At 40.2% G+C, this 24858-nt stretch carries 23 protein-coding genes, 1 pseudogene and 1 other annotated feature; of the genes and pseudogenes, 8 read left to right on the top strand and 16 right to left on the bottom strand.

What is annotated here, in order from left to right; translation table 11 throughout:
• Positions 1–16 precede the first annotated feature (16 nt).
• The 6 genes from PARA_RS05810 to PARA_RS05785 are packed head-to-tail and all read left to right on the top strand — an operon-like array spanning position 17 to position 5219.
• A complete protein-coding gene (locus PARA_RS05810; protein ID WP_014064958.1) occupies positions 17–961 on the top strand; it encodes an ABC transporter substrate-binding protein in 945 nt (314 codons plus the stop codon).
• Between the two features lie 9 nt (positions 962–970).
• Positions 971–1618 (top strand): thiaminase II, encoded by a 648-nt coding sequence (gene tenA / locus PARA_RS05805; protein ID WP_014064957.1) that lies wholly within the window; start codon positions 971–973, stop codon positions 1616–1618.
• A 15-nt stretch (positions 1619–1633) separates the two neighbouring features.
• The gene (gene thiM / locus PARA_RS05800; protein ID WP_014064956.1) at positions 1634–2428 is read left to right on the top strand and encodes a hydroxyethylthiazole kinase; all 795 of its coding nucleotides are present in this window, start codon (positions 1634–1636) and stop codon (positions 2426–2428) included.
• Entirely contained in the window at positions 2421–3230 is an 810-nt protein-coding gene (gene thiD / locus PARA_RS05795) for a bifunctional hydroxymethylpyrimidine kinase/phosphomethylpyrimidine kinase (RefSeq protein WP_014064955.1), read from the top strand. Before thiM ends, thiD begins: the two co-directional genes overlap by 8 nt.
• A 10-nt stretch (positions 3231–3240) precedes the next feature.
• Entirely contained in the window at positions 3241–3918 is a 678-nt protein-coding gene (thiE, locus tag PARA_RS05790) for a thiamine phosphate synthase (protein WP_014064954.1), read from the top strand.
• Positions 3915–5219, top strand: a complete 1305-nt coding sequence (locus tag PARA_RS05785; protein ID WP_155106203.1) for an MFS transporter — start codon at positions 3915–3917, stop codon at positions 5217–5219. Before thiE ends, PARA_RS05785 begins: the two co-directional genes overlap by 4 nt.
• 105 nt (positions 5220–5324) lie before the next feature.
• Here the strand turns inward: PARA_RS05785 and PARA_RS05780 are convergent.
• The 4 genes and pseudogenes from PARA_RS05780 to PARA_RS05765 all read right to left on the bottom strand — a co-directional run bounded on the left by PARA_RS05780 (position 5325) and on the right by PARA_RS05765 (position 9910).
• A pseudogene (locus PARA_RS05780) lies at positions 5325–6712 on the bottom strand (cytochrome-c peroxidase).
• A 230-nt stretch (positions 6713–6942) separates the two neighbouring features.
• Complete coding sequence (hflC, locus tag PARA_RS05775) at positions 6943–7830, bottom strand: protease modulator HflC (protein ID WP_014064951.1); 888 nt, start codon at positions 7828–7830, stop codon at positions 6943–6945.
• Positions 7830–9071 carry an FtsH protease activity modulator HflK gene (gene hflK / locus PARA_RS05770; protein WP_014064950.1) on the bottom strand — a complete coding sequence of 414 codons (1242 nt, stop codon included), beginning with the start codon at positions 9069–9071 and terminating at the stop codon, positions 7830–7832. Before hflK ends, hflC begins: the two co-directional genes overlap by 1 nt.
• Before the next feature lie 128 nt (positions 9072–9199).
• A complete protein-coding gene (locus PARA_RS05765) occupies positions 9200–9910 on the bottom strand; it encodes a 4'-phosphopantetheinyl transferase family protein (protein WP_041918232.1) in 711 nt (236 codons plus the stop codon).
• A 172-nt stretch (positions 9911–10082) separates the two neighbouring features.
• Here PARA_RS05765 and PARA_RS05760 point away from each other — a divergent pair, with 172 nt between their 5' ends.
• Positions 10083–11576, top strand: a complete 1494-nt coding sequence (locus tag PARA_RS05760) for a PTS transporter subunit EIIC (protein ID WP_014064948.1) — start codon at positions 10083–10085, stop codon at positions 11574–11576.
• Between the two features lie 80 nt (positions 11577–11656).
• Here PARA_RS05760 and thrC read toward each other — a convergent pair whose 3' ends face one another.
• The 3 genes from thrC to thrA form a co-directional block, all read right to left on the bottom strand.
• Complete coding sequence (gene thrC, locus PARA_RS05755; protein ID WP_014064947.1) at positions 11657–12931, bottom strand: threonine synthase; 1275 nt, start codon at positions 12929–12931, stop codon at positions 11657–11659.
• A gap of 77 nt (positions 12932–13008) precedes the next feature.
• Positions 13009–13953, bottom strand: coding sequence for a homoserine kinase (thrB, locus tag PARA_RS05750; protein ID WP_014064946.1), 945 nt, complete (start codon positions 13951–13953; stop codon positions 13009–13011).
• 11 nt (positions 13954–13964) lie between these two features.
• Complete coding sequence (thrA, locus tag PARA_RS05745) at positions 13965–16412, bottom strand: bifunctional aspartate kinase/homoserine dehydrogenase I (RefSeq protein WP_014064945.1); 2448 nt, start codon at positions 16410–16412, stop codon at positions 13965–13967.
• A gap of 32 nt (positions 16413–16444) precedes the next feature.
• Positions 16445–16559 (bottom strand) — a sequence feature (Thr leader region).
• A gap of 164 nt (positions 16560–16723) precedes the next feature.
• Between thrA and PARA_RS05740 the strand changes: the two genes are divergently transcribed.
• A complete protein-coding gene (locus PARA_RS05740) occupies positions 16724–17428 on the top strand; it encodes a YggS family pyridoxal phosphate-dependent enzyme (RefSeq protein ID WP_041918231.1) in 705 nt (234 codons plus the stop codon).
• A 56-nt stretch (positions 17429–17484) separates the two neighbouring features.
• Here PARA_RS05740 and murA read toward each other — a convergent pair whose 3' ends face one another.
• The 9 genes from murA to corC form a co-directional block, all read right to left on the bottom strand.
• Positions 17485–18765, bottom strand: a complete 1281-nt coding sequence (gene murA / locus PARA_RS05735; protein ID WP_014064943.1) for a UDP-N-acetylglucosamine 1-carboxyvinyltransferase — start codon at positions 18763–18765, stop codon at positions 17485–17487.
• Between the two features lie 8 nt (positions 18766–18773).
• Positions 18774–19031 carry a BolA family protein gene (locus tag PARA_RS05730; RefSeq protein WP_014064942.1) on the bottom strand — a complete coding sequence of 86 codons (258 nt, stop codon included), beginning with the start codon at positions 19029–19031 and terminating at the stop codon, positions 18774–18776.
• A 13-nt stretch (positions 19032–19044) separates the two neighbouring features.
• Positions 19045–19380: an STAS domain-containing protein gene (locus PARA_RS05725; RefSeq protein ID WP_014064941.1), complete on the bottom strand. Its 336-nt coding sequence runs from the start codon at positions 19378–19380 to the stop codon at positions 19045–19047.
• 4 nt (positions 19381–19384) lie between these two features.
• Positions 19385–20032, bottom strand: coding sequence for a phospholipid-binding protein MlaC (gene mlaC, locus PARA_RS05720; protein WP_014064940.1), 648 nt, complete (start codon positions 20030–20032; stop codon positions 19385–19387).
• Positions 20033–20053: 21 nt separating this feature from the next.
• Positions 20054–20560: an outer membrane lipid asymmetry maintenance protein MlaD gene (mlaD, locus tag PARA_RS05715; RefSeq protein ID WP_014064939.1), complete on the bottom strand. Its 507-nt coding sequence runs from the start codon at positions 20558–20560 to the stop codon at positions 20054–20056.
• 12 nt (positions 20561–20572) lie between these two features.
• Positions 20573–21358 (bottom strand): lipid asymmetry maintenance ABC transporter permease subunit MlaE, encoded by a 786-nt coding sequence (gene mlaE, locus PARA_RS05710; protein ID WP_005699256.1) that lies wholly within the window; start codon positions 21356–21358, stop codon positions 20573–20575.
• Positions 21355–22149: a phospholipid ABC transporter ATP-binding protein MlaF gene (gene mlaF, locus PARA_RS05705; protein WP_014064938.1), complete on the bottom strand. Its 795-nt coding sequence runs from the start codon at positions 22147–22149 to the stop codon at positions 21355–21357. Before mlaF ends, mlaE begins: the two co-directional genes overlap by 4 nt.
• Positions 22150–22220: 71 nt before the next feature.
• Positions 22221–23753 carry an apolipoprotein N-acyltransferase gene (lnt, locus tag PARA_RS05700; RefSeq protein ID WP_014064937.1) on the bottom strand — a complete coding sequence of 511 codons (1533 nt, stop codon included), beginning with the start codon at positions 23751–23753 and terminating at the stop codon, positions 22221–22223.
• A 76-nt stretch (positions 23754–23829) separates the two neighbouring features.
• Positions 23830–24726, bottom strand: coding sequence for a CNNM family magnesium/cobalt transport protein CorC (gene corC / locus PARA_RS05695; protein WP_014064936.1), 897 nt, complete (start codon positions 24724–24726; stop codon positions 23830–23832).
• Between the last annotated feature and the right edge of the window lie 132 nt (positions 24727–24858).

The raw sequence follows: 24858 nt of genomic DNA, 5'->3' as shown, positions 1-24858 counted from the left end.
ACAAAAGGAGACAAAAATGAAGAAAATCATCCGTTATTTCAGCCTTGTAATTGGACTCACCACTAGCTTTTCCAGCTTGGCAAAAGAGAAAATCAGCTTAATGCTTGATTGGTATGTGAATCCTGACCACGCAGCAATCATCGTGGCACAACAAAAAGGCTTTTTTGAAAAAAATAACTTAGAGGTCGAGATTATCGAACCAGCCGATCCATCATTACCGCCTAAATTGGTTGCTGCAGGAAAAGTGGACTTAGCTATTAATTATCAACCTCAACTTTATCAACAAGTCGCAGAAGGATTGCCTTTAGTGCGTGTAGGCTCTCTGATTTCCAGCCCATTAAATAGCGTAGTAGTGCTCAAAAATAGCAATATCAAAACGCTTGCCGATCTGAAAGGGAAAAAGGTAGGCTATTCAGTCAGTGGCTTTGAAGATGTGTTGCTCGACACAATGCTCCGTTCTATTGGACTCAGCAACCAAGACGTAAAATTAGTAAACGTGAATTGGTCACTTTCCCCTTCTCTTTTAACGGGACAAGTTGATGCGGTCATCGGGGCTTTCCGCAATTTTGAACTCAATCAAATCCATTTAGAAAAACAAGAAGGCCTAGCATTTTTCCCAGAACAATATGGTGTGCCGGCTTATGATGAATTGATTTTAGTGGCTAACAAAAACAGTCTTGCTTCTAAAAAAATTTCTGATTTTTTGACCGCACTTGAACAAGCTACAACCTACCTACAAAACAATCCAAATGACGCATGGCAAGCATTTGTGAGCTATAAACCAAAAGAACTTAATACGGAATTAAATCAATTAGCATGGAAAGATACTCTGCCTTTATTAGCAACCAAACCTCACCAATTAGATACCAAACGTTATCAACAAATGGCGGAATTTATGCATCAGAAAGGCTTGATTCCAAAAGCACTTGAATTGAAAGACTATGCTGTCGAATTACAGTAAGGGAAAATGATGATTGAACAACTCATTCAGCAAGCGCAACCTTATTGGAAGCAATATGTTGAGCATGAATTTGTGCAACAACTTGCAAAAGGCACCTTGCCAAAAGCTTGTTTTCAACACTATTTAAAACAAGATTACATCTATCTTTTCCATTACAGCCGTGCTTTTGCCTTGGGCGTCTTCAAGGCAAAAAATTTCACTGATATGGAAATGCCACGTAAAACGCTCGACATTCTTTGCCAAGAAATCCAATTACATTTGGATTACTGTCGTCAATGGGAAATTAGTGAGCAGGAAATATTCCAAACACCAGAAAGTGCGGCATGCATTTCCTATACACGCTACTTGCTTGATTGTGGAATGACGGGCGGCTTACCAGAGCTATATGCAGCCGTTACGCCTTGTGCTTTAGGTTACGCACAAGTCGCCCGCTACATCACAGAAAATTATCCAAAACTACCAAGCAATCCTTATCAAGCATGGATTGACGCATATTCATCGCCTGAATATCAACAAACGGCACAAGAAACGGTTGATTTTCTTACCGCACTTTGTGAGCCACTTGATGATTCCCAATTCGCTCATATCCAACAAATTTTTACTACGGCTACCCGAATGGAAATCGGATTTTGGCAAATGGGATTGGATTTATCATAAAAATAAAGGCGTGAAATGAAATCTATTTATTTATCAAAAATTCGTGAGCAAAACCCGCTTATTCATAACATAACCAACATTGTTGCGGCAAATTTTAGTGCTAATGGTTTACTTGCATTAGGTGCGTCACCATTGATGTCAGCGAACATAGAGGAAATGGTTGAGGTGCCCAAAATCAGCCAAGCATTGGTAATCAATATCGGCACGCTTATCGGTAAAGAACGAGAGGCTATGTTATTAGCAGGTAAAACCGCTAATTCAATAGGCATTCCTGTCGTCCTTGATCCTGTAGGAGTGGGGGCCACTAGCTACCGACGAGAAACTATCCGTCAGTTACTGTCTGAAGTGAAATTTGCCTTAATTCGTGGTAATGCAGGTGAGCTAGCTACGATTGCTGGTGAAGACTGGCAAGCAAAAGGCGTGGATGCAGGACAAGGTAAAACGAATCTACAAGAAGTCGCTCAACGTGTAGCACAACGCTATAGTTGCATGGTATTAATTAGTGGCGAAGTCGATATCATCAGTGATGGAAAGCAAACAGCTACCATCCATAACGGCACACCATTATTCCCCAAAGTCACCGCATCGGGGTGTTTATTAAGTGCAGTATGTGCAGCATTTTTAGCCGTTGATGAAGGAAAACATTTTTTAGCAACAATCGAAGCCTGTGCCGCTTACACCGTTGCAGGGGAGATTGCGGCTAAAAACTTAACCACGCAAGTCGGTCAGTTCCAAATTCGCTTGCTTGATGAATTGGCAGCCTTAACACCTGATTTAATAGAACAAAACGCGGAGGTGAAATATGTCTAACATTCCACAAACATTGACTATTGCTGGTTCGGACAGTGGCGGCGGCGCTGGCATTCAAGCAGATTTGAAAACCTTTCAAATGCAAGGTGTATTTGGAACCTCAGTGATTACAGCTGTCACCGCACAAAACACACTTGGCGTATTTGATATTCACCCTATTCCACTGAAAACAATTCAAGCACAACTGGAAGCGGTAAAAAATGACTTTCAGATTGCAAGTGCCAAAATTGGTATGCTTGGCACAGCAGATATTATTGAATGCGTTGCTGATTTCTTAAAAAATCGTCCATTCGGCACATTGGTTATCGATCCTGTCATGATTGCAAAAGGTGGAGCGCCATTATTGCAACAACAAGCGGTATCCGCATTAATCAAACATTTATTGCCACTCGCAGATGTCATTACCCCAAATATTCCTGAAGCAGAAGCGTTAACAGGCATCAAAATTTCTGATACTACAAGCATTCAACAGACCGCATTAGACTTGCAAAAACAAGGTGCGAAGAATGTGATTATTAAAGGCGGGCATTCACTCAATTCACAAAGTGAGCAATGCCAAGATTGGATCCTTTTACAAGATGGTGAACTTTTTGTTTTGGAAAGTCCACGTTTCAATACCCCACATACTCATGGCACAGGTTGTACTTTTTCAGCTTGCTTAACGGCAGAATTAGCCAAAGGGGCACCTCTAAAAAGTGTGGTCAAAACAGCCAAAGATTTTATTACGGCAGCCATATCTCATCCATTGAATATTGGTCATGGACATGGACCGACTAATCATTGGGCTTACAGTCGCCTTTAAGGAGTGAAAGATGAAAAATATTCAAGAAATTTTACCGCTCTATTTTGTAGCAGGTACACAAGATTGCCGACATTTAGGTGATAATCTAGCAGATAACTTGCTTTCTGTTCTTAGACAAGCTTTAGAAGGAGGCATTACCTGTTTTCAATTTCGCGATAAAGGCAAATTCTCATTAGAAAATTCTCCAACAGAACAACGAGCCTTAGCCATTAAGTGCAGAGACTTATGTCGTCAATATAATGTGCCATTTATTGTCGATGATAACGTTGATTTAGCTTTAGAAATTGAAGCGGATGGCATTCATGTTGGACAAAGTGATACGCCTGTAAAAACGATTCGAGCAAGAACCCATAAACCATTCATTATTGGTTGGTCCATCAATCGTTTAGACGAAGCCAAAATCGGAGAGGAATTATCTGAAATCGATTATTTCGGTATTGGTCCAATTTTTCCGACTCAGTCAAAAGAAAATCCTAAACCTACTCTAGGAATGGCGTTTATTCAAACCTTGAGAAAAGCAGGTATCACAAAACCACTTGTAGCCATTGGTGGCGTGAAATTGGAGCATGTGAAAACGTTGCGAAAATACGGCGCAGATGGTATCGCGGTAATAACCGCAATCAGTCAAGCCAAAGATATAAAGGCAAGCACCAAAGCATTAAAGGAAGCTAGCGGATGCAACCACTGAATAAGCCAAATAGTTTGAAAAGTGTAGCAATGGCAACAATGATTGGCACCGCTATTGAATATTTCGATAACTATATTTATACCATGGCTGCAGTGCTCGTTTTCAATCATCAATTTTTCCACGCAGCTGACCCACTTTCGGGACAAATTGCTGCGCTTTCTACACTAGCACTGACTTTTATTGCTCGTCCTCTGGGGGCGGTATTATTCGGACATTTTGGCGATCGCTTAGGAAGAAAAAATACCTTTGTTATGAGCCTGTTAGTAATGGGGATCTCAACCGTAGTGATCGGCTTATTACCAACTTATGACAGTATCGGAATATGGGCTACGATCTTACTTTGTTTATGCCGTATCGGGCAAGGCATTGGTTTAGGTGGCGAATGGGGCGGCGCTGCATTAGTGGCAATCGAAAATGCACCTGAAGGGAAACGTGGTTGGTATGGCACTTTTCCACAATTAGGCGCTCCTCTAGGATTACTACTTGCCAATGGTGTCTTTTTACTCATTACCGCGCTTTTTGGACAATCCGCAATGACTGACTGGGCATGGCGAATTCCATTTCTTTCCTCTTTTGTATTAGTTGCTATTGGGTTGTATGTTCGATTAAAACTTACAGAAGCGACAATATTTATTGCAGCACTTAACAAGCCTAAACCTAAAGCTTTACCGATGATGGAAGTGATTGTTACTCATTTCAAACCATTCTTCTTAGGTATGTCGATCTGCATTGCAGGCTATGTGCTCTTTTATATTATGATCGCTTTCAGCCAAATTTATGCAAAATCTACCCCAACCGTATCTGAAGCCGGTTATGCAATGGGATTAGGTTTCTCACCACAAATTTTTACTGCTTTATTAATGTGCAGTGCGATTTCATTAGCCATTACAATTGCTATTTCAGGCAAATATATCGATATCGTTGGACGAAGAATTTGGTTAATTTGGACAACCTTTGGCGTGGCTATTTTCGGCTTAGCCTTGCCATATTTTCTCGATAATGGAACAACTACCAGTTTATTTTGGTTCTTGATGATAGGAATGGGGTTAATTGGCATGGGATACGGCCCCCTTGCGAGTTTCTTACCTGAATTGTTTCCAACACATGCTCGTTATTCCGGTGCATCGTTGACCTACAATATTTCAGGCTTATTCGGTGCCAGTGTAGCAGCAATTATTGCGTTACCACTGAATGCAAATTATGGCTTAAAAGGTGTTGGAATTTATCTAACCTTAAATGCTGTATTAAGTTTGATTGGACTTTGGTTTATTACGGAAACAAAGGATAAACACTTAGCATAAAATAAGGGAAAAGAAACTCATCGTTTTGTTTTATAGTAAATCTCAAAATAAAACACATAAAAAAACGACCGCACTTGCGGTCGTTTCTATTTACAGATCAAAGGATTATTTCAATTTTTCACCTTTAAATTCACCTGTCAAACTTTCTAAGAAAGAGGTGATGTCCTCCACATCTTTTTGAGCAGGCTGTTTCACGTTACTTTGGTATTTCAACATTGCACTCACAGCATCTTTTAGCTCTTTTGCTGACGCATCATGGAAATAGGGTGCAGTAAGTGCGATGTTACGTAAAGTTGGCACTTTGAAGCGATGCATATCGAAAGGATCTTTAGTTTGTGCAAAGCGACCTTCATCCGCATCAGTTAATGGCGTACCACGATCTTTAAAGTAATCGCCGTAGAGTCCCATGTATTCATAAGATTGTCCGCCCATTGCTACGCCAGTATGACAAGTATCGCATTTATGTTGTTTGAATAACTCATAACCGCGAACTTGTTGTTCGGTCAAGGCTGTTTTATCCCCTTTCAAATAACGGTCGAAATCACTATTTGGCGTAATTAATGTTTTTTCATATTCACCAATCGCGTGAGTTAAGGTTTCTTTCGTCACTTGTGGATATTCTTTTAAGAATTCTTTTTTGAACTCTTCATCCATTTCAAAACGTGCCACGATGTCATCCCAAGAGTGTGAGCCCATTTCTACCGGATTTGTTGGAGGACCTTTAGCTTGATCCGCTAAATCTGCTGCACGGCCATCCCAGAATTGCACAAAGTTAAACGCAGCATTAAATACGGTTGGTGCGTTAATTGGACCTTTTTTACCTTCAATCCCTGTTGAGGTTTCAAGTCTATCCACACCACCTTTGTCTAATTGGTGACAAGTATGACATTGAATAGAACCATCGCCTGATAAACGTCCATCAAAGTAAAGATCATGACCTAACGCGACTTTTGCTTTATCAGTCTCAATGCTGTCTGGAATCGGTTGAACTAAACGATCGGCATCAACATTTGGTGTTTCTTTTGGTAAAGACATTTTACGAGCTTCACGAATCCAGTTAAGCAACGCCACTTTTTCTTGCTCATCTGGTTTACTTCCCCAGTGAAGATGTCTGAATTTAGCAATTGGCATTTCGTTATTTTCAAGTACACGTTGTAATTTTGCTAAATCAGCTTGGGATAATTTGCTCGGATCTTTTAAGCCTTCAACTAAACGATCTAAGCGGAAAGCACGAAGCCCATTCTGAATATCCGATTGCATTTGGTCACCCACAATCGGGAATTTTGAATAAAATGGAAGAGGTGTGTTTGGACTATGACAATATTGGCAGCTGTTATCAAACAACGCCTTTGCCACTTTTTCTTGTTCTCCCGTATAGTGATTTTCCATTAAAAGTTGGGTCGCGTTCTCTTTATCAAATTGATGTAATACCCCACAACACCCAAATAACCTAATACTGCAATGGCTGCTCCGCCAATAATCAGTTTTTTCATCTAATCCTCCAAATGATCAATAAAATATAAAAAGAAAGAAAAAGCTTAAAAAGCAAGGTGATTATGCCAAAAAATTGGCTTATATTTTATGTGGATTTAATTTGATTTGGCTATGGATACGATTGATTGCATTACAGGTGTTTTTAACTTATAAATAGAGATCTCCCTAAAATTCAGCAATAAAAAATGCGGTTATTTCTAACCGCACTTTACGTTTTATTATCTCTCGTTTATTTCTTTGGCGCTTGCATAAAGCGGAAGAAATCACTGTCTGGTTTCAAGATCATCATATTACCTGAACCTTCAAAGCTACTTTCATACGCTTTTAAACTACGAATAAAGCTATAAAACTGTGGTTCTTGAGCAAAAGCTTGAGAATACAATTTCGCTGCTGCCGCATCACCATTACCACGTAATTCTTGTGCAGTTTTATTTGCATTCGCTAAGATCAAGGTCACCTTACGATCCACGTCTGCTTGAATGAATGCTGCTTTTTCTTTACCTTGTGAACGGTGTTCACGGGCAACCGCATCACGTTCTGCACGCATACGTTGGTAAATCGAAGAAGAAACTTCATCCGGTAAATTGATTTGTTTTACGCGAACATCGACAACTTCAATCCCTAATTCAGAGGTACTATCCTGCCCTGAATTTAACGCTTTTTTCGCCCCCGCCATTAATTCACCACGCGTACCAGAAACGATATCTTTAATTGTACGTGTACCAATTTCTGAACGCAGACGGTCATTCACTTTACGGCTTAATAAGCTTGAAGCTTGGTTATAATCGCCACCACCCGTTGCAGTATAGAAACGACCGAAATCGCTGATTTTCCATTTCACATAGGAATCCACCAACAAGTCTTTTTTCTCGACTGTCACAAAACGAGTAGCTGAGCCATCTAAGGTACGAATACGCGCATCAAGCACTTTAATGCTATCAATTAAAGGCAATTTGAAATGCAAACCTGGCTCATACACCGCCACTTTGTTTTCTGCATCACGTTGTACTTTGTTAAAACGCAACATGATGCCACGAGTGCCCTCAGTTACAACCACGATGCTGGAATATAGCACCGCAGCAATCACCACAATAATCGGAAGTAAAAATTTACGCATTAGTTAAATCTCCCTTGGCGAATGCCTTCATTTGATTGAACTGGTTGGGTCGTTTGCGTTTCTACACGACGTTCCTGTGTTGAAACCGGTGCAGAACTAACCGCACTTTCAGGCGTTGTGGTCGTCGGTTGAGCCGCTTTTTTACCCATTAATTGTTCCAATGGTAATACGGTTAAATTGTTACCATTATTTGCATCTAACATCACTTTCGGCGTATTTGCCATGACTTTTTCCATGGTTTGAATATAAAGACGCTCTTTTAACAAATCAGGCGCAGCTTTAAATTCAGGTAGAAGACGTTGTAAACGTTCCACTTCCCCTTGTGCATCAAGCACAACACGATCTTTGTAAGCGGTCGCTTCTTCTATAATACGCTGTGCGTCACCGCGAGCGATTGGCTCTTTCTCACGAGCATAAGCTTCTGCTTCACGAATATAACGTTGTTCGTCTTCCTGTGCTTTAATCGCATCATCGAAAGCATCTTTTACTTCTTCTGGTGGACGTGCGGATTGGAAGTTCACGTCAATCACTTCAAGCCCCATGTCATAAGGTTTGATAATATCGTTCAACGCTTTCCAAGTATTTTCACGCACCACTGCACGACCCGTTGTCAGAATATCATTCATGGTCATATGGCCGATCACATAACGAAGCGCACTGTCCGTCGCTTGTCCGAGACTATTATCTGCATTGCTCACGCTAAACAAGTATTTTTCTGGATTTTGCACGCGATATTGTACGGTCATTTCCACTTTAACCATGTTTTCATCTTTGGTTAACATTGCACCTTGCGTTTTAAGCTCGCGAACTTGTTCTACATTCACTGGAACCACTTTATCAATGAAAGTCGGTTTCCAGTTCAAACCCGGTTGAACGGTAGAATGAAACTCACCAAAACGTAACGTCACACCACGTTCCGCTTCTTTGATGGTGTAAAAACCGCTTGCACCCCAAATAATTCCCCCGATCACCGCGGCGATCGGTAAAATTTTACCTAAATTGAATGAAGGTATATTCGGCGAAGTATTATTTGAACCGCCTTTTTTATTACCCCCACCTAATTTTTTCAACAGATTATTGAATACTTCTTCAATATCTGGTGGTGATTGCTCCTGATTTTTATTGTCTCGCGAACCCCAGCCATTTTCATTTTGCTTATCTGATGAATTATCTGACTGTTTTGGACCGCTGCTCTGTCCCGGTTTACCCCAAGGATCTTGATCTGGACCGTTTTGCGACATTACGTTCTCCATTTGTCTAAAAATTTTAATGAGTTTATCGAAATAAATGGGGTTAGTCTATGAAAATACAAGTGACGAATCAAGTTTTATAAAATAAAAAATCCTTGAATATTTTCAAGGATTTTCTTTTATTCATTTACTTGGTAAATCAAGGATTTTTTTATATTTTTTTCGAGTAATTTTTTTCCATCCCAGTGATAAAAGTGCGGTTGGATTTTTGACTGATTTATAAATGCCGCAAAGTAAAAAGGCAATTCATTCGTAAAGATCAACGCACCTTTCGGGCAATAATCTGAAAAGATCTGCAGTTGTTCTGGCAAATGCGTCACACTTGATAACTTCACTATTCCTACGCCTTGTGATTTCAATACCGCTTCACGCAAACACCAACAACGATAAAAGGCCAGCTCTGCATCAGGCTGTTTAGCAAACCATTCTTGTTCTGCTTGTGGCGCGAAATGCGCCATGAGCGCAGAAAAATTCCGTTTTTTCAAAAATTCAATATCAATACCGACCGCACTTTTTTCTGATTCATTAATATGCAGCAATACGGCAACCCAATCGCCAGAGTGACTAATATTAAAATCGATATTCTCGACAGGAGATTGTGGTCTGCCACTTTGCGTACGATAAATTTGCCCTAAAAGTGCGGTTGATTTTTCCGCCACTCTTAGCAACTGCCAAAGTAAAAAATGCGCTAATCGACGACATTGATGACGTTGCGTTATCCGAGAATTTCCCTGCGGTTCCGTATGCAAATTCTCAGGGACGAGTTCCCTAGAAATTTTATCAAAAGGAAAAGGTTGTTGAATATTGGCGTAGGCAATAAAAGTTGTCATACAAATAATAAATAAACATATCAGTTTGATTGCATTATAAAAGGAAATCCACCACACGCCAACATAAGCTAAAACTCATCAAAGCAAGGTGTTAGATTGAAACTGTGAGCGGTTTCACAGATTTTTCCCTTCAAATACGTTACATTTCAAAAAAGTAATCACAGGAGGTTCTATGTTTAAACAACTTCAACAAGTCGGTAAGGCATTCATGTTGCCGATTGCTATTTTGCCTGCTGCAGGTCTTTTACTCGGGATCGGTGGGGCGCTTTCCAATAAAGCAACGGTGCAAGCTTATCCAATTTTAAATAATGAGGCACTACAAGGTCTATTTCAGATTATGTCAGCGGCTGGTAGCGTGGTGTTCGCTAATTTAGCCTTATTATTGTGTATTGGTTTAGGTATCGGCTTAGCTAAACGTGACAAAGGCGTTGCCGCTCTCGCTGCGGTTGTTGGTTATCTCATTATGACGGGTACCATTACTGCATTAATTCCGATTTTCTCTCCTGATGTAAAAAGTATCGATACGGGAGTGATTGGTGCATTGGTGATGGGCTTGATTACCGTTAAATTACACAATCGCTATCACAACATTCAATTACCACAAGTATTAGGTTTCTTTGGCGGTTCTCGCTTTGTGCCGATCGTGACGGCTTTTTCAGCTATTTTCGTTGGATTAGTTTTCTTCCTCATTTGGCCAACTTTCCAACAATGGCTCGTATCTGCAGGTAAAAGTATCGCATCCATGGGAACCTTTGGAACATTCTTATATGGTTTCTTAATGCGATTATCTGGTGCGGTTGGCTTACATCACATGATTTATCCGCTGTTTTGGTATTCTGAATTAGGTGGTGTGGAAATGGTCAATGGCGAGATGATTGTTGGGGCACAAAAAATCTTTTTCGCTCAATTAGCTGATCCAAATCACCATGGTTTATTTACTGAAGGAACCCGTTTCTTTGCTGGCCGTTTTGATACTATGATGTTTGGCTTACCCGCTGCCTGTTTAGCCATGTATCACTGTGTACCGAAAAAACGTCGTGCACAAATTGGCGGCTTGTTCCTTGGTGCAGCTCTAACCTCTTTCATTACTGGCATTACTGAACCGATCGAGTTTATGTTCTTGTTTGTTGCACCATGGCTTTATGTATTCCATGCATTCTTAGATGGTGTGTCTTTCTTTATTGCCGATTATTTAAATATCTCTATCGGGAATACTTTCTCTGGTGGTTTTATTGATTTCTTGCTCTTCGGTATCTTACAAGGTGATGAAAACACCCATTGGTTGCGTGTCATTTTCGTCGGTATTCCTTGGGCACTGCTCTATTATTTCTCTTTCGTTTTCTTGATTCGCATCTTTAATGTGATGACGCCAGGACGTGGTGAAGAAACCGAAGAAAATGTAGAACAAGAAACCAGTTCACTGACTGAAAATGCACATAAAATTATTGCAGCATTAGGTAACGCTGAAAATATTGAAAACGTGGATGCGTGTATTACTCGCTTACGCGTTTCTGTTAAAGATGTCAAAGCCGTTGATAAAGCCACATTGAAAAAATTAGGTGCGATTGATGTGCTTGAAGTCGGCGGTGGTGTACAGGCTATTTTCGGTGCTAAAGCGGTTCTCTATAAGAGTGAAGTGAATCAAATCTTAGGAAAAGAAGATTAACTCCTAAAAATAAAGGGCGTTTATCCCGCCCTTTTGAGTGACAAAATAAAAGTGCGGTCAAAATCAACCGCACTTTTTTATTATTTCAACAAATATGCACGTAGTTGTGCAAAATCGTTATCCATTTCATCAGAAAGTAATGGCAATTTATTGTGTTTATCCAACGCTTCTGGCAGTGGAAGATCGAGCGAAAGAATACGCTCCACAGACTCTTTAAATTTCGCAGGATGTGCCGTACATAAGAAAATACCAGTTTCATCCGCTTTAAGTTGGTCTTTCAATACTTGATATGCGATCGCACCGTGTGGTTCACATAAATAACCTTTTGCATACATTGCTTTTAAGGTTTCTTCTGTTTCGCCATCGCTTAACATACCAGAACCTAAATCAGCTAAATTCCAGCCATTGCGTTTGAATAGTTCTTCTACACGCGGCCAGTTGTTCGGACGACTGACATCCATCGCATTAGAAAGCGTGGCTACAGTTGCTTTAGGTGCCCAGTCACCTGATTCTAAATAACGCGGCACAGTATCGTTCGCATTGGTTGATGCAATAAAGCGTTTAATTGGTAAACCTAATGTTTTTGCAATTAAACCTGCGGTTAAGTTACCAAAGTTACCACTTGGTACAGAAACTACTACGTTATCACGTTTTTCTTTTGGTAATTGAGCTACAGCTTCAAAGTAATAACAAACTTGCGCTAATAAACGGCTAATGTTGATAGAGTTTGCTGAGTTTAAACCAATCGCTTGACGTAGCTCTGCATCATCAAACGCTTGTTTGACTAACGCTTGGCAGGCATCGAAATCGCCATTAATCGCCACAGTGCGGATATTCCCACCTAAAGTACAGAATAGTTTTTCCTGTAATGGGCTGATTTTGCCTTTCGGATATAAAATCACCACATTGATATTTTCCAAACCGTAAAATGCGTGGGCAACCGCTGCGCCAGTATCTCCAGATGTCGCTGTTAAAATGGTAATTTTGCCATCGCCACGCACTGCAGCGAGCGCCTGCGCCATAAAACGACCGCCAAAGTCTTTAAATGCTAAAGTTGGCCCATGAAATAATTCAAGCGCATAAATATTGTCTTCCACTTTTTCTAATGGTGCCGTAAAGGTGAACGCATTTTTCACCATTGCATCCAAAGTGGCTTTCGGTAATTCTTCACCGATTAAGGCGCCAAGAATTTTTTGGCTACGTTCAACCAATGGTAAGGCTAATAACTCATCAATATTGGTTAAAGCGGGGATCGTTTCGGGAAAGAACAAACCTTGATCTTTGCCAAGCCCTTGACGTACTGCTTGAGCAAAATTTACTTGTTCTTCAGGGTGTTTGATATTGTACAAATTCATTGTATATCCGTTAATTATAGAGTTTTAATAAAATGTTATTCCCCTCTTATAAAAGAGGGGATAAAGCGATTTGTTATTTAACCTAGCTCTCTCGCGCCATCATTATCGACCTTACAAATATGAACAAAGCCTTCATTGTTTTGTAAATAATGATTTTCTAAATAAGTGGCCAATTTTGTTGCGGTTTGTAAATCAGGTGCAATTGAGAAAATCGTTGGGCCTGAACCAGAAATTCCCGTCGCTAATGCACCTAAATCACGAGTAGCTTGTTTCACTTCTGCGAAGTTGGGTAATAAAGCCTCACGATAAGGTTCAGCAATCACATCTTTCATCATCATCGCTGCAAGGTTTTCTTGATGCGTGTGACATGCGTGCACAAAGCCACCTAAATGACGACCATGAGAAATCACATCTTGACGCGTGTAGCTTTTCGGTAAAATTGCACGCGCTTCAGCGGTTGAAACCTCAATGCCTGGGTAAGCTAAAACCCAGTACCAATTATCAAAAAATGGCAGTTTTTGGCAAATGTTACCGAGGGATTGTACCATAAATTGCACACCACCGAGATAACAAGGCGCAACGTTATCATAATGGATTGAACCTGAAATACGACCTTCTAGCTCCCCCATCATCTCTAACAATTCCATTTTTGAGAATGGCTCATCGTGGAATTTATTTAATGCCACTAATGCAGCCACGATAGAGCACGCACTTGAACCTAATCCCGAACCAATCGGCATATTTTTCTCAAGGGTCAAACGCAATGGTTTAACTCTCACATTGCGTAATTTTAATTGCTCACTAAACAGTACATAGGCCTGATACACGATATTTTTTTGCGGCTCTTTTGGCAATTTACGTACAAAATAGCCCGCACTTTCGAGCTCGAAACCACTTGGAATAGACTCAATCTGTACGACATCACCTAATAATGAACCATCAATCGGTGAAATGGCTGCGCCTAATGTGTCAAACCCTACACTAATATTTGCACTTGATGCTGGAGCATAAATTCTTAACATATTATGTCCTTTTAGTGGTGTAATGTTCTTAAAATATCCGCAAAGATGCCGGCTGCAGTCACTGCGTTACCTGCACCATAACCACGTAATAACAACGGAATTGGTTGATAATAACGCGTATAGAACGCAAGGGCATTTTCACCATCTTTTACCTTATACAATGGATTATTTTGATCCACGGCAATGATTGACACTTTGCAATGGCCATCTTTAATTTGGCCTACGTAACGCAATACTTTGCCTTCTGCTTTCGCGGCTTCAACGCGTGCTTTAAATTCCGTGTCTAACTGTGGCAACATTGCCATAAATTCATCGGCTGATTTACCTTCAGAGAAGCCTTTCGGTAACACACCTTCCACTTCTACATCGGAAAGCTCAAGTTCTAGCCCCGCTTCACGCGCTAAAATCAGTAATTTACGTGCCACATCTTGACCTGATAAATCATCACGAGGATCTGGTTCTGTAAAGCCTTTTTCACGTGCAAGTGCGGTCACTTCTGAAAGAGAAAGTCCTTCTTCCAATTTACCGAAGATGAAAGAAAGTGAGCCAGATAAAATGCCTTCAAAATACTCAAGTTCATCACCTGCCGCCAATAAATTCTGTAAGTTTTCAATAACCGGTAAGCCTGCCCCTACGTTGGTTTCATATAAGAATTTATGTTGGCTCGCTTGTGCATTGCGACGTAATTCGTGGTAATACGCTAATTCACGAGTATTCGCTTTTTTGTTTGGGGTTACCACGTGGAAGCCTTCTTTTAATGCACGAGCATAAAGTCCTGCGACTGATTCAGCCGTTGTACAATCAACAAAGACTGGGTTCACCACGTGATGTAATTTAATGAAAGATAACAACACATCGAAATCAGAAGGTTGGGTTGCATTTTCAAGATCAGCTTTCCAATTATCTAAATTCAATCCGTTTTCATCTAAAAGCATTTTTGTTGAATTCGCTAAGGCACAAACACGGATTTCAATATCCTTCTTTGCAAGGTACTCTTTTTGCTGTTTGATTTGTTCAATTAACTCACCACCAACACCACCAACGCCGACTAGAAACATATCAACGACTTTCTTATTATTAAAAAGGGCTTGGTGAGTCGCTTTCACAGCTTCAATTGCTTTATTTTGTGCTACAACTGCTGAAATTGAACGCTCAGAAGAACCCTGTGCAATCGCGACTAAGCTGATATTCGCTTGAGCCAATGCAGAGAAGAAACGAGCCGCGATACCTTTAGCTTGTTTCATACCATCGCCTACAACAGAGATAATAGAAAGATCTTTTGCAACTTCAATCGGTTCTAAGTCATGAGCTTTTAATTCTGCAGCAAATTCTTGTTCTAAAATCGCTTTCGCTGCATCTGCCGATTTCACTGGCACACAGAAACTAATACTGTATTCAGAAGAAGACTGAGTGATTAAAATGACTGAAATCCCTGCTTTTGACATAGCAGAAAAGACACGAGCGGCCATTCCCACCATACCTTGCATACCTGGTCCTGAAACGTTAAACATCGCCACGTTATCAAGGTTAGTAATTCCTTTCACCTGTAACTCTTCAGATTTTACATGGCCATCGATCACAGAACCTGGCGCAGATGAGTTACCTGTATTTTTAATTACACATGGAATTTGTTTTGGTAATAATGGGCCAATTGTACGCGGATGGATCACTTTCGCCCCAAAATAGGAAAGCTCCATCGCTTCACGATAAGAAAGGCTTGGTAATAAACGTGCATCTGGTACTAAACGAGGATCACAGGTATAAACGCCGTCTACATCAGTCCAGATTTCGCAAACAGATGCGTCTAAACAAGCAGCTAAACAAGCGGCTGAATAATCAGAACCGTTACGACCTAATAACACTAATTCACCTTTGTCATTACAAGCAGTAAAACCAGCCATTAAGACAACTTTATCTTTTCCGATACTTTTCGCATCAACGCGTTTTGTGGATTCTTCAATATCAACTGAAGATTCTAAGTAACCGCCTTGTGCTAATAATTGTTTAACTGGATCTACAATGTGAATACTGTATCCGCGTGCTTCAAACCACGCTTTCATCATGGCAATCGATAATTTTTCACCACGGCAGTCAATGGTTGCTTTAACTTTATCTTCTACTTTGCCTGCTTGGCGGATTTCTTCTAATAAACCTTTAATTTGGGCAAATTCTGCATCAATGAGGGCTTTGGTACCCGCAAGATCAAATTTATTATTTTCAGCGTGCAAACCATTAATGATGTTATAGAAAATTTCAATGGCTTCGTTAAAGTGGGTATCGGTTGGTTGGTTTAATGCGGCTTTTTCAGAGAGGGCTACAAGATGATTTGTAATTTTAGCAGGAGCGGATAACACACCGGCTGCTTGTTCTTCTAAATGAGCTTTTTCGATTAATTGAGCTGCTTGCGAGAAACGCTCAGGGTTGGCTAATGAAGTGCCACCAAATTTTAATACGCGCATGATAATATCCTCAGATGTTGTGATTTTTAAATATTAAAAAACCCGCACTAGACTGAATGCGGGTTTTCCTGATCCTGTTTGCTACGCACTAACCCGCCCCATTAATTGTCGTAATGGTCATAATAATGGTGGTAATAGTGAAAGTGCGGTTATTTTTCATCGTATTTTTACCTTGAAAAAAAGATGTGTTTAGAAATACCGAAAAAGCGCGAGCTTGTCAAACATAAAATCGAAAAAATGAAGATTTTTTTCTAAAAATCATTACTTTGGTATAGAATAAAACGAGTTTTACATTGTTCAGGAAGAAAATGATGACAATTCAACAAGCACTCGAAACCATTCATCAACAAATCCAAACCTCCACTCAACTCGCTCATCGCCCTGAAAGTGCGGTCACTTTATTAGCGGTTTCTAAAACTAAACCCAATGAAGCGATTTTAGAAGCCTATCACGCAGGACAAAAAGCATTTGGGGAAAACTATGTTCAAGAAGGTGTAGATAAAATTCAGTATTTTGAAGCACAGAATATTCAGCTTGAATGGCATTTTATTGGCCCATTGCAATCCAATAAAACGCGTCTTGTGGCTGAACATTTCGATTGGATGCAAACGCTAGAACGTGCAAAAATTGCCGATCGTTTAAATGAACAACGTCCAACCAATAAAGCCCCTTTGAACGTTCTAATCCAAATTAATATCAGTGATGAAGCCAGTAAATCAGGTATTCAACCGAGTGAAATGATTGAGCTTGCAAAACACATCGAAAATCTACCGCACTTACGTTTACGTGGATTAATGGCGATCCCTGCACCAACAGATAATATTGCTGAACAAGAAGCGGCTTTTAACCAAATGGAACAATTATTTGAGCAATTGAAAATCGCTTTTCCTCATCAACAAATTGATACGCTTTCAATGGGGATGACCGATGATATGCAAAGTGCCATTAAATGTGGCTCAACGATGGTACGCATTGGTACAGCCATTTTTGGGGCGAGAGATTATTCGAAAAAATAATGAATAGAAAATAAAAAAGCGGTCAAAATTGACCGCTCTTTTTTATCTGGATTTCATTAAACTTCTTCGCTCTTTTCAGAGAAACGTTCAATCTTCGCACCTAAACAACGAAGTTTATCTTCAACGTGTTCATAACCACGATCGATGTGATAAATACGATCCACGATAGTTTCACCACTTGCGATACATCCTGCTAACACAAGACTAATTGACGCACGTAAATCCGTTGCCATCACTTCTGCACCAGAAAGATGCTCAACACCATGACAAACTGCGGTGTTACCTTCAATTTCAGCTTTACCCCCCATACGAATTAATTCTGGAATGTGCATAAAGCGGTTTTCAAAGATGGTTTCAGTAATGATACTGGTGCCTTCTGCCACCATGTTTAGCAAGGTGAACTGCGCTTGCATATCTGTTGGAAAACCTGGGTGTGGTGCAGTACGAATATTGACGGCTTTCGGACGATTGCCATGCATATCCAATGTAATGCTATCTTCTGTGACTTCAACTTCGGCACCCGCTTCACGAAGTTTATCAATCACCGCATCCATGGTATCCGCTTTAGTATTTTTACATACCACGCGACCACCAGAAATGGCACCCGCAATCAAGAATGTGCCGGTTTCAATACGATCTGGCACAATGCTGTGCTCGCAGCCTGTTAAACGCTCAACACCTTCAACCACAATGTGATCGGTACCGGCACCTGTAATTTTAGCGCCCATTTTATTGAGGAAATCTGCTGTATCGACGATCTCTGGCTCACGAGCAGCGTTTTCAATAATTGTTGTACCTTTTGCAAGCGTTGCCGCCATCATGATAGATAAAGTTGCACCAACGCTCACTTTTTCCATCACAATACGTGTACCCACAAGACGATCTGCGACAACTGCTTTTACGTAACCTTCATCAAGCTCAATGGTCGCACCGAGTTTTTCTAAGCCACTAATGTGAAGATCGACTGGACGTGCACCAATTGAACAACCGCCAGGTAAAGAAACTTGACCTTGATGAAAACGAGCCACCAAAGGTGCTAATGCCCAAATAGAGGCACGCATGGTTTTTACTAATTCATACGGCGCAACGAAATGATCAATTTTAGAACAATCTAATAATACTGCACCTTCAGCATCACGCTCTGCCACAACGCCAAGTTTACGTAAGATTTTTAAAGTGGTATCAATATCTTTTAGTTCTGGTACGTTTGTTAATTTAACCGGCTCAGTTGCCAAAATTGCGGCAAAAAGAATAGGAAGTGCAGCATTTTTTGCACCAGAGATGGTTACAGTACCAGTTAAGCGAGATTGCCCGCCATAAACACGAAATTTTTCCATAGAAAATCCTAGCTTGCTTGATGTAATAGACGATCCATTTTCCACTTTGCAGTGGTATAGGTTTTAATAGTTAAAGCGTGAATTTCGCCAGTTTGGAAATAAGGCATTAATGGCGCGTAGATGGTTTGTTGCTGCTTTAATTTAGAAAGTGCTGAGATTTCATCACTTACTACAATCACACCAAAATGAGCATTTTCACCTTGAGCATAAACTTCATCTACATTCAGGCTTTCTTTTAAAATATGTTCAATTTCTTGCAGTTCCATTCGGATTTCCGTTTTAATTATGGTCGATAAAAGTGCTAATCCAATGAGATAAATTCACTAAATCAGCAAGGGTTAATAACTGTTCTGGAGGGTTTATCAACCGCACTTTTTTATTTGGTAACTGCTCACAATCATGTAAAAAATCACACAATAATGCAAAACCGGCAGAATCAATTCGATTGATTTCAGTTAAATCAAATTCAATGAGACTTTGATTGTTTTGCTTTTCTGATAAAAAAGAAGCACGTTGTTGCCATAATGGTAACAACGTGTTGCGGGATAGCTCCCCCGATAATTGGAGAGCTATCTTATCATTATTTTGGATTAAATCCCACTTTAACGCAGTCATTCGCTTATTTGCTCAATGTCACTGGTGCAGCAGCAGATTTTTGAATTTGAGCAGTTAATGCATCAATACCTTGTTGACGTAAGATACCGCTCCATTCATTTTGTTTGGTGACAACCATGCTCACGCCTTCAGCAACCATATCATAAGCTTGCCATTCGCCCGTTTTACTGTTTTTACGCCATTTGAAATCTAATTTAATTGGCGCTTGTCCACCATTTTGCATGATGTTTACACGAATGCTCACAAGGTTTTTGTCGCCTACTTCTTTGGCCGGTTCAATTTGAATATTTTGATCGGTGTAAGCAGTTAATACTTGTGCGTAAGCTTGTTCGATAAAATCACTGAATGCTTTAAAGAATTTTTCACGTTGTTCTGGTGTGGTTGATTTAAAGTGTGAACCTAACACCAAAGAACCTGCATAGTTTACTTGCACGTAAGGTAATAAATCGTTACGCACGATGGTACGTAAATAGTTTGGATCCTTTTTAATTTTTGCCTGATTGTTTTTGATATCGGCAAATAACTTATCTGATGCTTGTTGCATCAACACATAAGGGCTTGTTTCTGCACGTACAGTTTGAGTCACAAAAAGTGCGGTCACTGCAAATGCCATTACGCTAAACCATTTTTTAAACTGAGTAAATTTCATCATAAATCTCCTAAATAAAGATTATTATTTTACATCTGATTCTGCTTTGTCAGCATTACCGTCTGCTTTTTTATCACCGTAAAGGAACTGGCCGATTAAATCTTCCAATACCATTGCGGATTTAGTGTCTTGAATTTGGCTACCGTTTTTTAACATCGCGGTTTCACCATCATCAAAGCCCATACTTAAGGCGATATATTGTTCGCCCAATAATCCCGATGTTTTGATCGATAACGAACTGTTTTCCGGAATTTCTTTATATTCTTCATTAATCGCAATACTGACTTTTGGCAAGTAAGATTTTTCGTCTAACGTAATGTCAGACACGCGACCAATGACTACCCCACCAAGTTTAAGTGGTGCACGGACTTTTAGTCCACCAATATTGTCAAAAGTTGCAGTCACTGTGTAAGATTTTGTTTCACCAAAACCTTGTACATTCGCTACGCGTAAGCCTAGAAACACTAACGCGGAGATACCGAGTAGTAAAAATAAGCCTACCCAAAATTCATATTTAATTGTTTGTCGCATAAAAATACCCTATTAGCCTGCCCCAAACATAATGGCAGTTAAGATGAAATCGAGCCCAAGTACCACAAGTGATGCGTGGACAACCGTTCTGGTTGTAGCCTGACTGATACCTTCAGATGTTGGAATACAATCATAACCATTGAATAACGCAATCCACACCACCGCAATGGCGAAAAATACGCTTTTAATAAATCCGTTTAGAATGTCATAGCTCCAGCTGACGGCATTTTGCATCACAGACCAGAAGCTACCTGCATCCACACCTTTCCAATCCACGCCAACAAGCGAGCCTCCCCAAATACCAATCGCGGTAAAGAGAATCGCAAGAATTGGCATCGCAATCACGCCCGCCCAAAAACGCGGGGCAATCACACGACGTAGTGGATCGACTGCCATCATTTCAAGGCTGGAAAGTTGTTCTGTGGCTTTCATTAAGCCAATTTCAGCCGTTAACGCTGAACCTGCACGCCCCGCAAATAAAAGTGCGGTCACTACTGGGCCTAATTCCCGTAATAAAGACAGCGCCACAAGTTGTCCAAGGCTGGTTTCTGCAGAAAAATCCACCAAGACCACATAGCCTTGTAAGCCTAACACCATCCCAATAAATAAACCTGAAAGCAGGATAATTAATAAAGACTGTACACCTAATGCGTATAACTGCTTCACTAATAAAGGAAAATGCTTACGAATTTGTGGTTTACCGACTAACGCACCAAACAACATAAAGCCTGAACGGCCTAATGCACGGAAAAATTTGATTACGCTTCGTCCAAGTGAAGAAATCATATCAACGATCATTTAAATAATTCCTCCACATAATCTTTTGCTGGATAATGGAATCTCACCGGTCCATCCGCTTCGCCTTTTAAGAACTGCACCACTTGAGGATCTTGACTCGCGAGCAGTTGTTCTGATGTTCCTTCAGCAATCACATGCTTATCCGCAATAATATAGGCATAATCTGCAATACTTAATATTTCATTCACATCATGGGAAACCACGATAGAGGTTAAATTCAGCGCCTCATTTAAGCGTTTAATTAAACTCACGATTACACCCATGCTGATTGGATCTTGCCCCGTAAATGGCTCATCAAACATGATTAAATCTGGGTCAAGTGCAATCGCACGCGCTAATGCAGCACGACGCGCCATCCCCCCAGAAAGCTCTGAAGGCATCAAATCTGCCGCACCGCGTAAGCCCACCGCTTCTAATTTCATCAACACAATTTGACGAATTAGACTTTCTGGCAAGCGAGTATGCTCGCGAATCGGAAATGCCACGTTATCAAACGTTGAAATATCCGTAAATAATGCACCTGATTGGAATAACATTCCCATGCGTTTACGCACTTCATAAAGCTCTCGATTTGAAAGACGACAAATATCTTGTCTATCAAACAAAATCTCGCCTTGTTCAGGGTGCAACTGACCACCGATTAATTTTAGTAGCGTGGTTTTCCCGATCCCTGATGGCCCCATAATGGCCGTAATTTTGCCCTGTTGGACTTTTAAATTCAGGTTATCGTAAATCACACGCTCACCTCGTTTAAAGGTCAGGTTTTTGACTTCGATTAGATTTTTATTCATTAAAATCTCATTGGTTTTATAAGAAGAAATTTATTTTTTCTCACGTTAAAAAAGTGCGGTCGTTTTGACTGCTATTTTTGTGAAAGGTTCAAGCGACGTTTTAATAACGTCGTGAAGCCACGTAATAACACAAAAATCAATGACAACACATAAATAGGTAAATTACCTAATGCTGCATAAGGCGTTTTGCCTTCTGTTGGCACCATTTTATGGGTCAGCGTTGTTTCCTCAAATTGAGGCGCTTGCGCTTCAATGTTGCCTTTTGCATCAATAAACACTGAAATACCCGTATTCGTTGCACGAATTAATGGTTTGCCTAATTCGAGCGCGCGCATTCTAGCCATTTGTAAATGCTGCCAAGGGCCAATACTATCACCAAACCAGGCATCATTAGAAATAGTCAGCAAATAATCGGTTTCTTTTTTCAGATTTTCACGAAGTTGCTCACCAAAAATAATTTCATAACAAATAGCCGGTGCAAAAGCATGTTGTTTTGTCATAAAAGATGGCTGTACCGCATCGCCACTTTGGAATGCAGACATTGGCAAATTAAATACGGAATTAAGTGGACGCAACAAACTTTCTAACGGCACGTACTCACCAAATGGCACGAGATGATGTTTGCTGTAACGATTTTTTGTCGTTAATTCATAAGGGAAATCAGGATTCCCTGCCGTTACAATGGAATTTAATAATTTACCGCTTTGCTCATCACGATATACGGTGCCAATCATCACTTCCGTGTTTTTCTCTTTCGCGACTTTATCTAAAGCTTCAAAAAATGGCGTAATCGCATTTTCCAAAGTTGGCAATGCCGACTCAGGCAAAATAATCAAATCAGACTTGCCTAAATGCGCCAAAATTTGTTTTTGATAGATATCCACTGTGGCATAAAGGTATTCAGGATCCCATTTTAAATTTTGCTCAATATTGCCTTGTGCAAGTGTAACGGTTAGCCCTTTATCTTCTTTTGGTTGAACAAAATTCACCTTACCTGCATAAGCACTTAATCCACCCACAACCAATAATAGCAATGCATTCACACTGACTAAATTCCATTGTTTTTTCGATAGTGCAAAAATAAGATTAAAAATGACCGCACTTGCCCAAACAGTAAAGAATGTCAGCCCCGTGACACCAAAGATCGGCGCGATGCCGAAAAATGGACTGTCAATTTGGGTATAACCAAATTGTAACCAAGGAAAACCGGTAAACACCCAACCGCGCAAGAATTCAGTCAATGTCCAAATCGCGGCAAAAATGACTGCACTTTGCACCTGAAAACGCTGCACTAAATAAGTGAAAAGCATTGGATAAAGTGCAAGGTAGGCCGAAAGTAAGCCCACCAAGAGATAGCTCACACCAAGGGAAGCACCACCAAATTGATGAATGCTGACATTTAACCAACTTACACCAAAACAGAAAAAGCCCATCGACCACAAAAAAGTAGCAAAAAGTGCGGTTGATTTTTTGGCATTTTTTGCGACAAAAAGCAATCCACCCAACGATACATAGGCTAATCCCCAATAATCAAACGGCGAAAAAGCAAATACGCCAATCACACCAGAAATCAAGGCTATAAGATAAACGACTAATTTATTCATTTTATCAATACTACAAAAAAATATTCCCCCTCTTTAGTAAAGAGGGGGGGCTAAGAACACGGTCAAACTGAGCAACTTACTCAGCTTGTTCTTCCACGCCTTCCATATCCGATAAATGCTCATCTGGCACGGTTACACGTACCTGAATTAAACGGCGACTATCGGCAGAAGTCACTTTAAATTGAATATTTTCTAAGGTAATTTCTTCACCGCGTTTAGGCAAATACCCAAAGGCTTGCATGATTAAACCACCAATGGTATCTACTTCTTCATCATCAAAATGCGTATTAAATTGCGCATTAAAATCATCAATGTCCGTTAGCGCACGCACAGCATAAGTGTGACGAGAAAGCTGACGAATATCCGCGACATCTTCCTCATCAAATTCGTCTTCAATATCACCAACAATTTGTTCGAGAATATCTTCGATGGTCACCAAACCTGATACCGCACCAAACTCATCCACCACAATCGCCATATGGAAACGCTCTGAACGGAAATCTTTTAACATACGATCGACACGTTTACTTTCTGGCACAATCACAACTGGACGTAACAACTTGGAAAGCTCGAATTCTTCTGCATCTTCACGTAAAAACTTAAGCAAATCTTTTGCGTGCAAAATACCTTCAATATTATCGCGGTCATCTGTATCTGCAATCACAGGAAAACGAGAGTGGGCCGATTCAATAATCGTATTCAAGCAAGCATCAAGATCTTGATTTGATTCAATAAATACGATTTGTGAGCGAGGAATCATGATATCGCGTACACGAAGCTCGGCGATTTCCATTACCCCTTCAATCATCTCACGAGTGTTTTGATCGATTAAATCATTTTGTTCTGAATCGCGAATCACTTCCACGAGTTCTTCACGGTTTTTCAGCTCACCTTGGAAAAATCGGCCAATAAGTGATTGGAAAAAAGATTTTTTAGTTGTTTCAGTTTGATTACTCGAATGTTCTTCGTTCATAAAATTAAATGTGTTACTGTCGGATTGACTGTGTAAAAAGTAGCATATTTTGACAAAAATCGCAAAAAACTTAAGCTAAATAGCTGAAAATAAAGTGCGGTTAAAAACACCAACATTTTTAACCGCACTTTT

Source organism: Haemophilus parainfluenzae T3T1 (assembly GCF_000210895.1).
Taxonomy (GTDB): Bacteria; Pseudomonadota; Gammaproteobacteria; order Enterobacterales; family Pasteurellaceae; genus Haemophilus_D; species Haemophilus_D parainfluenzae_A.
Note: the sequence above shows the minus strand (reverse complement) of the source record. Positions and strands in the feature narration are given on the sequence as shown.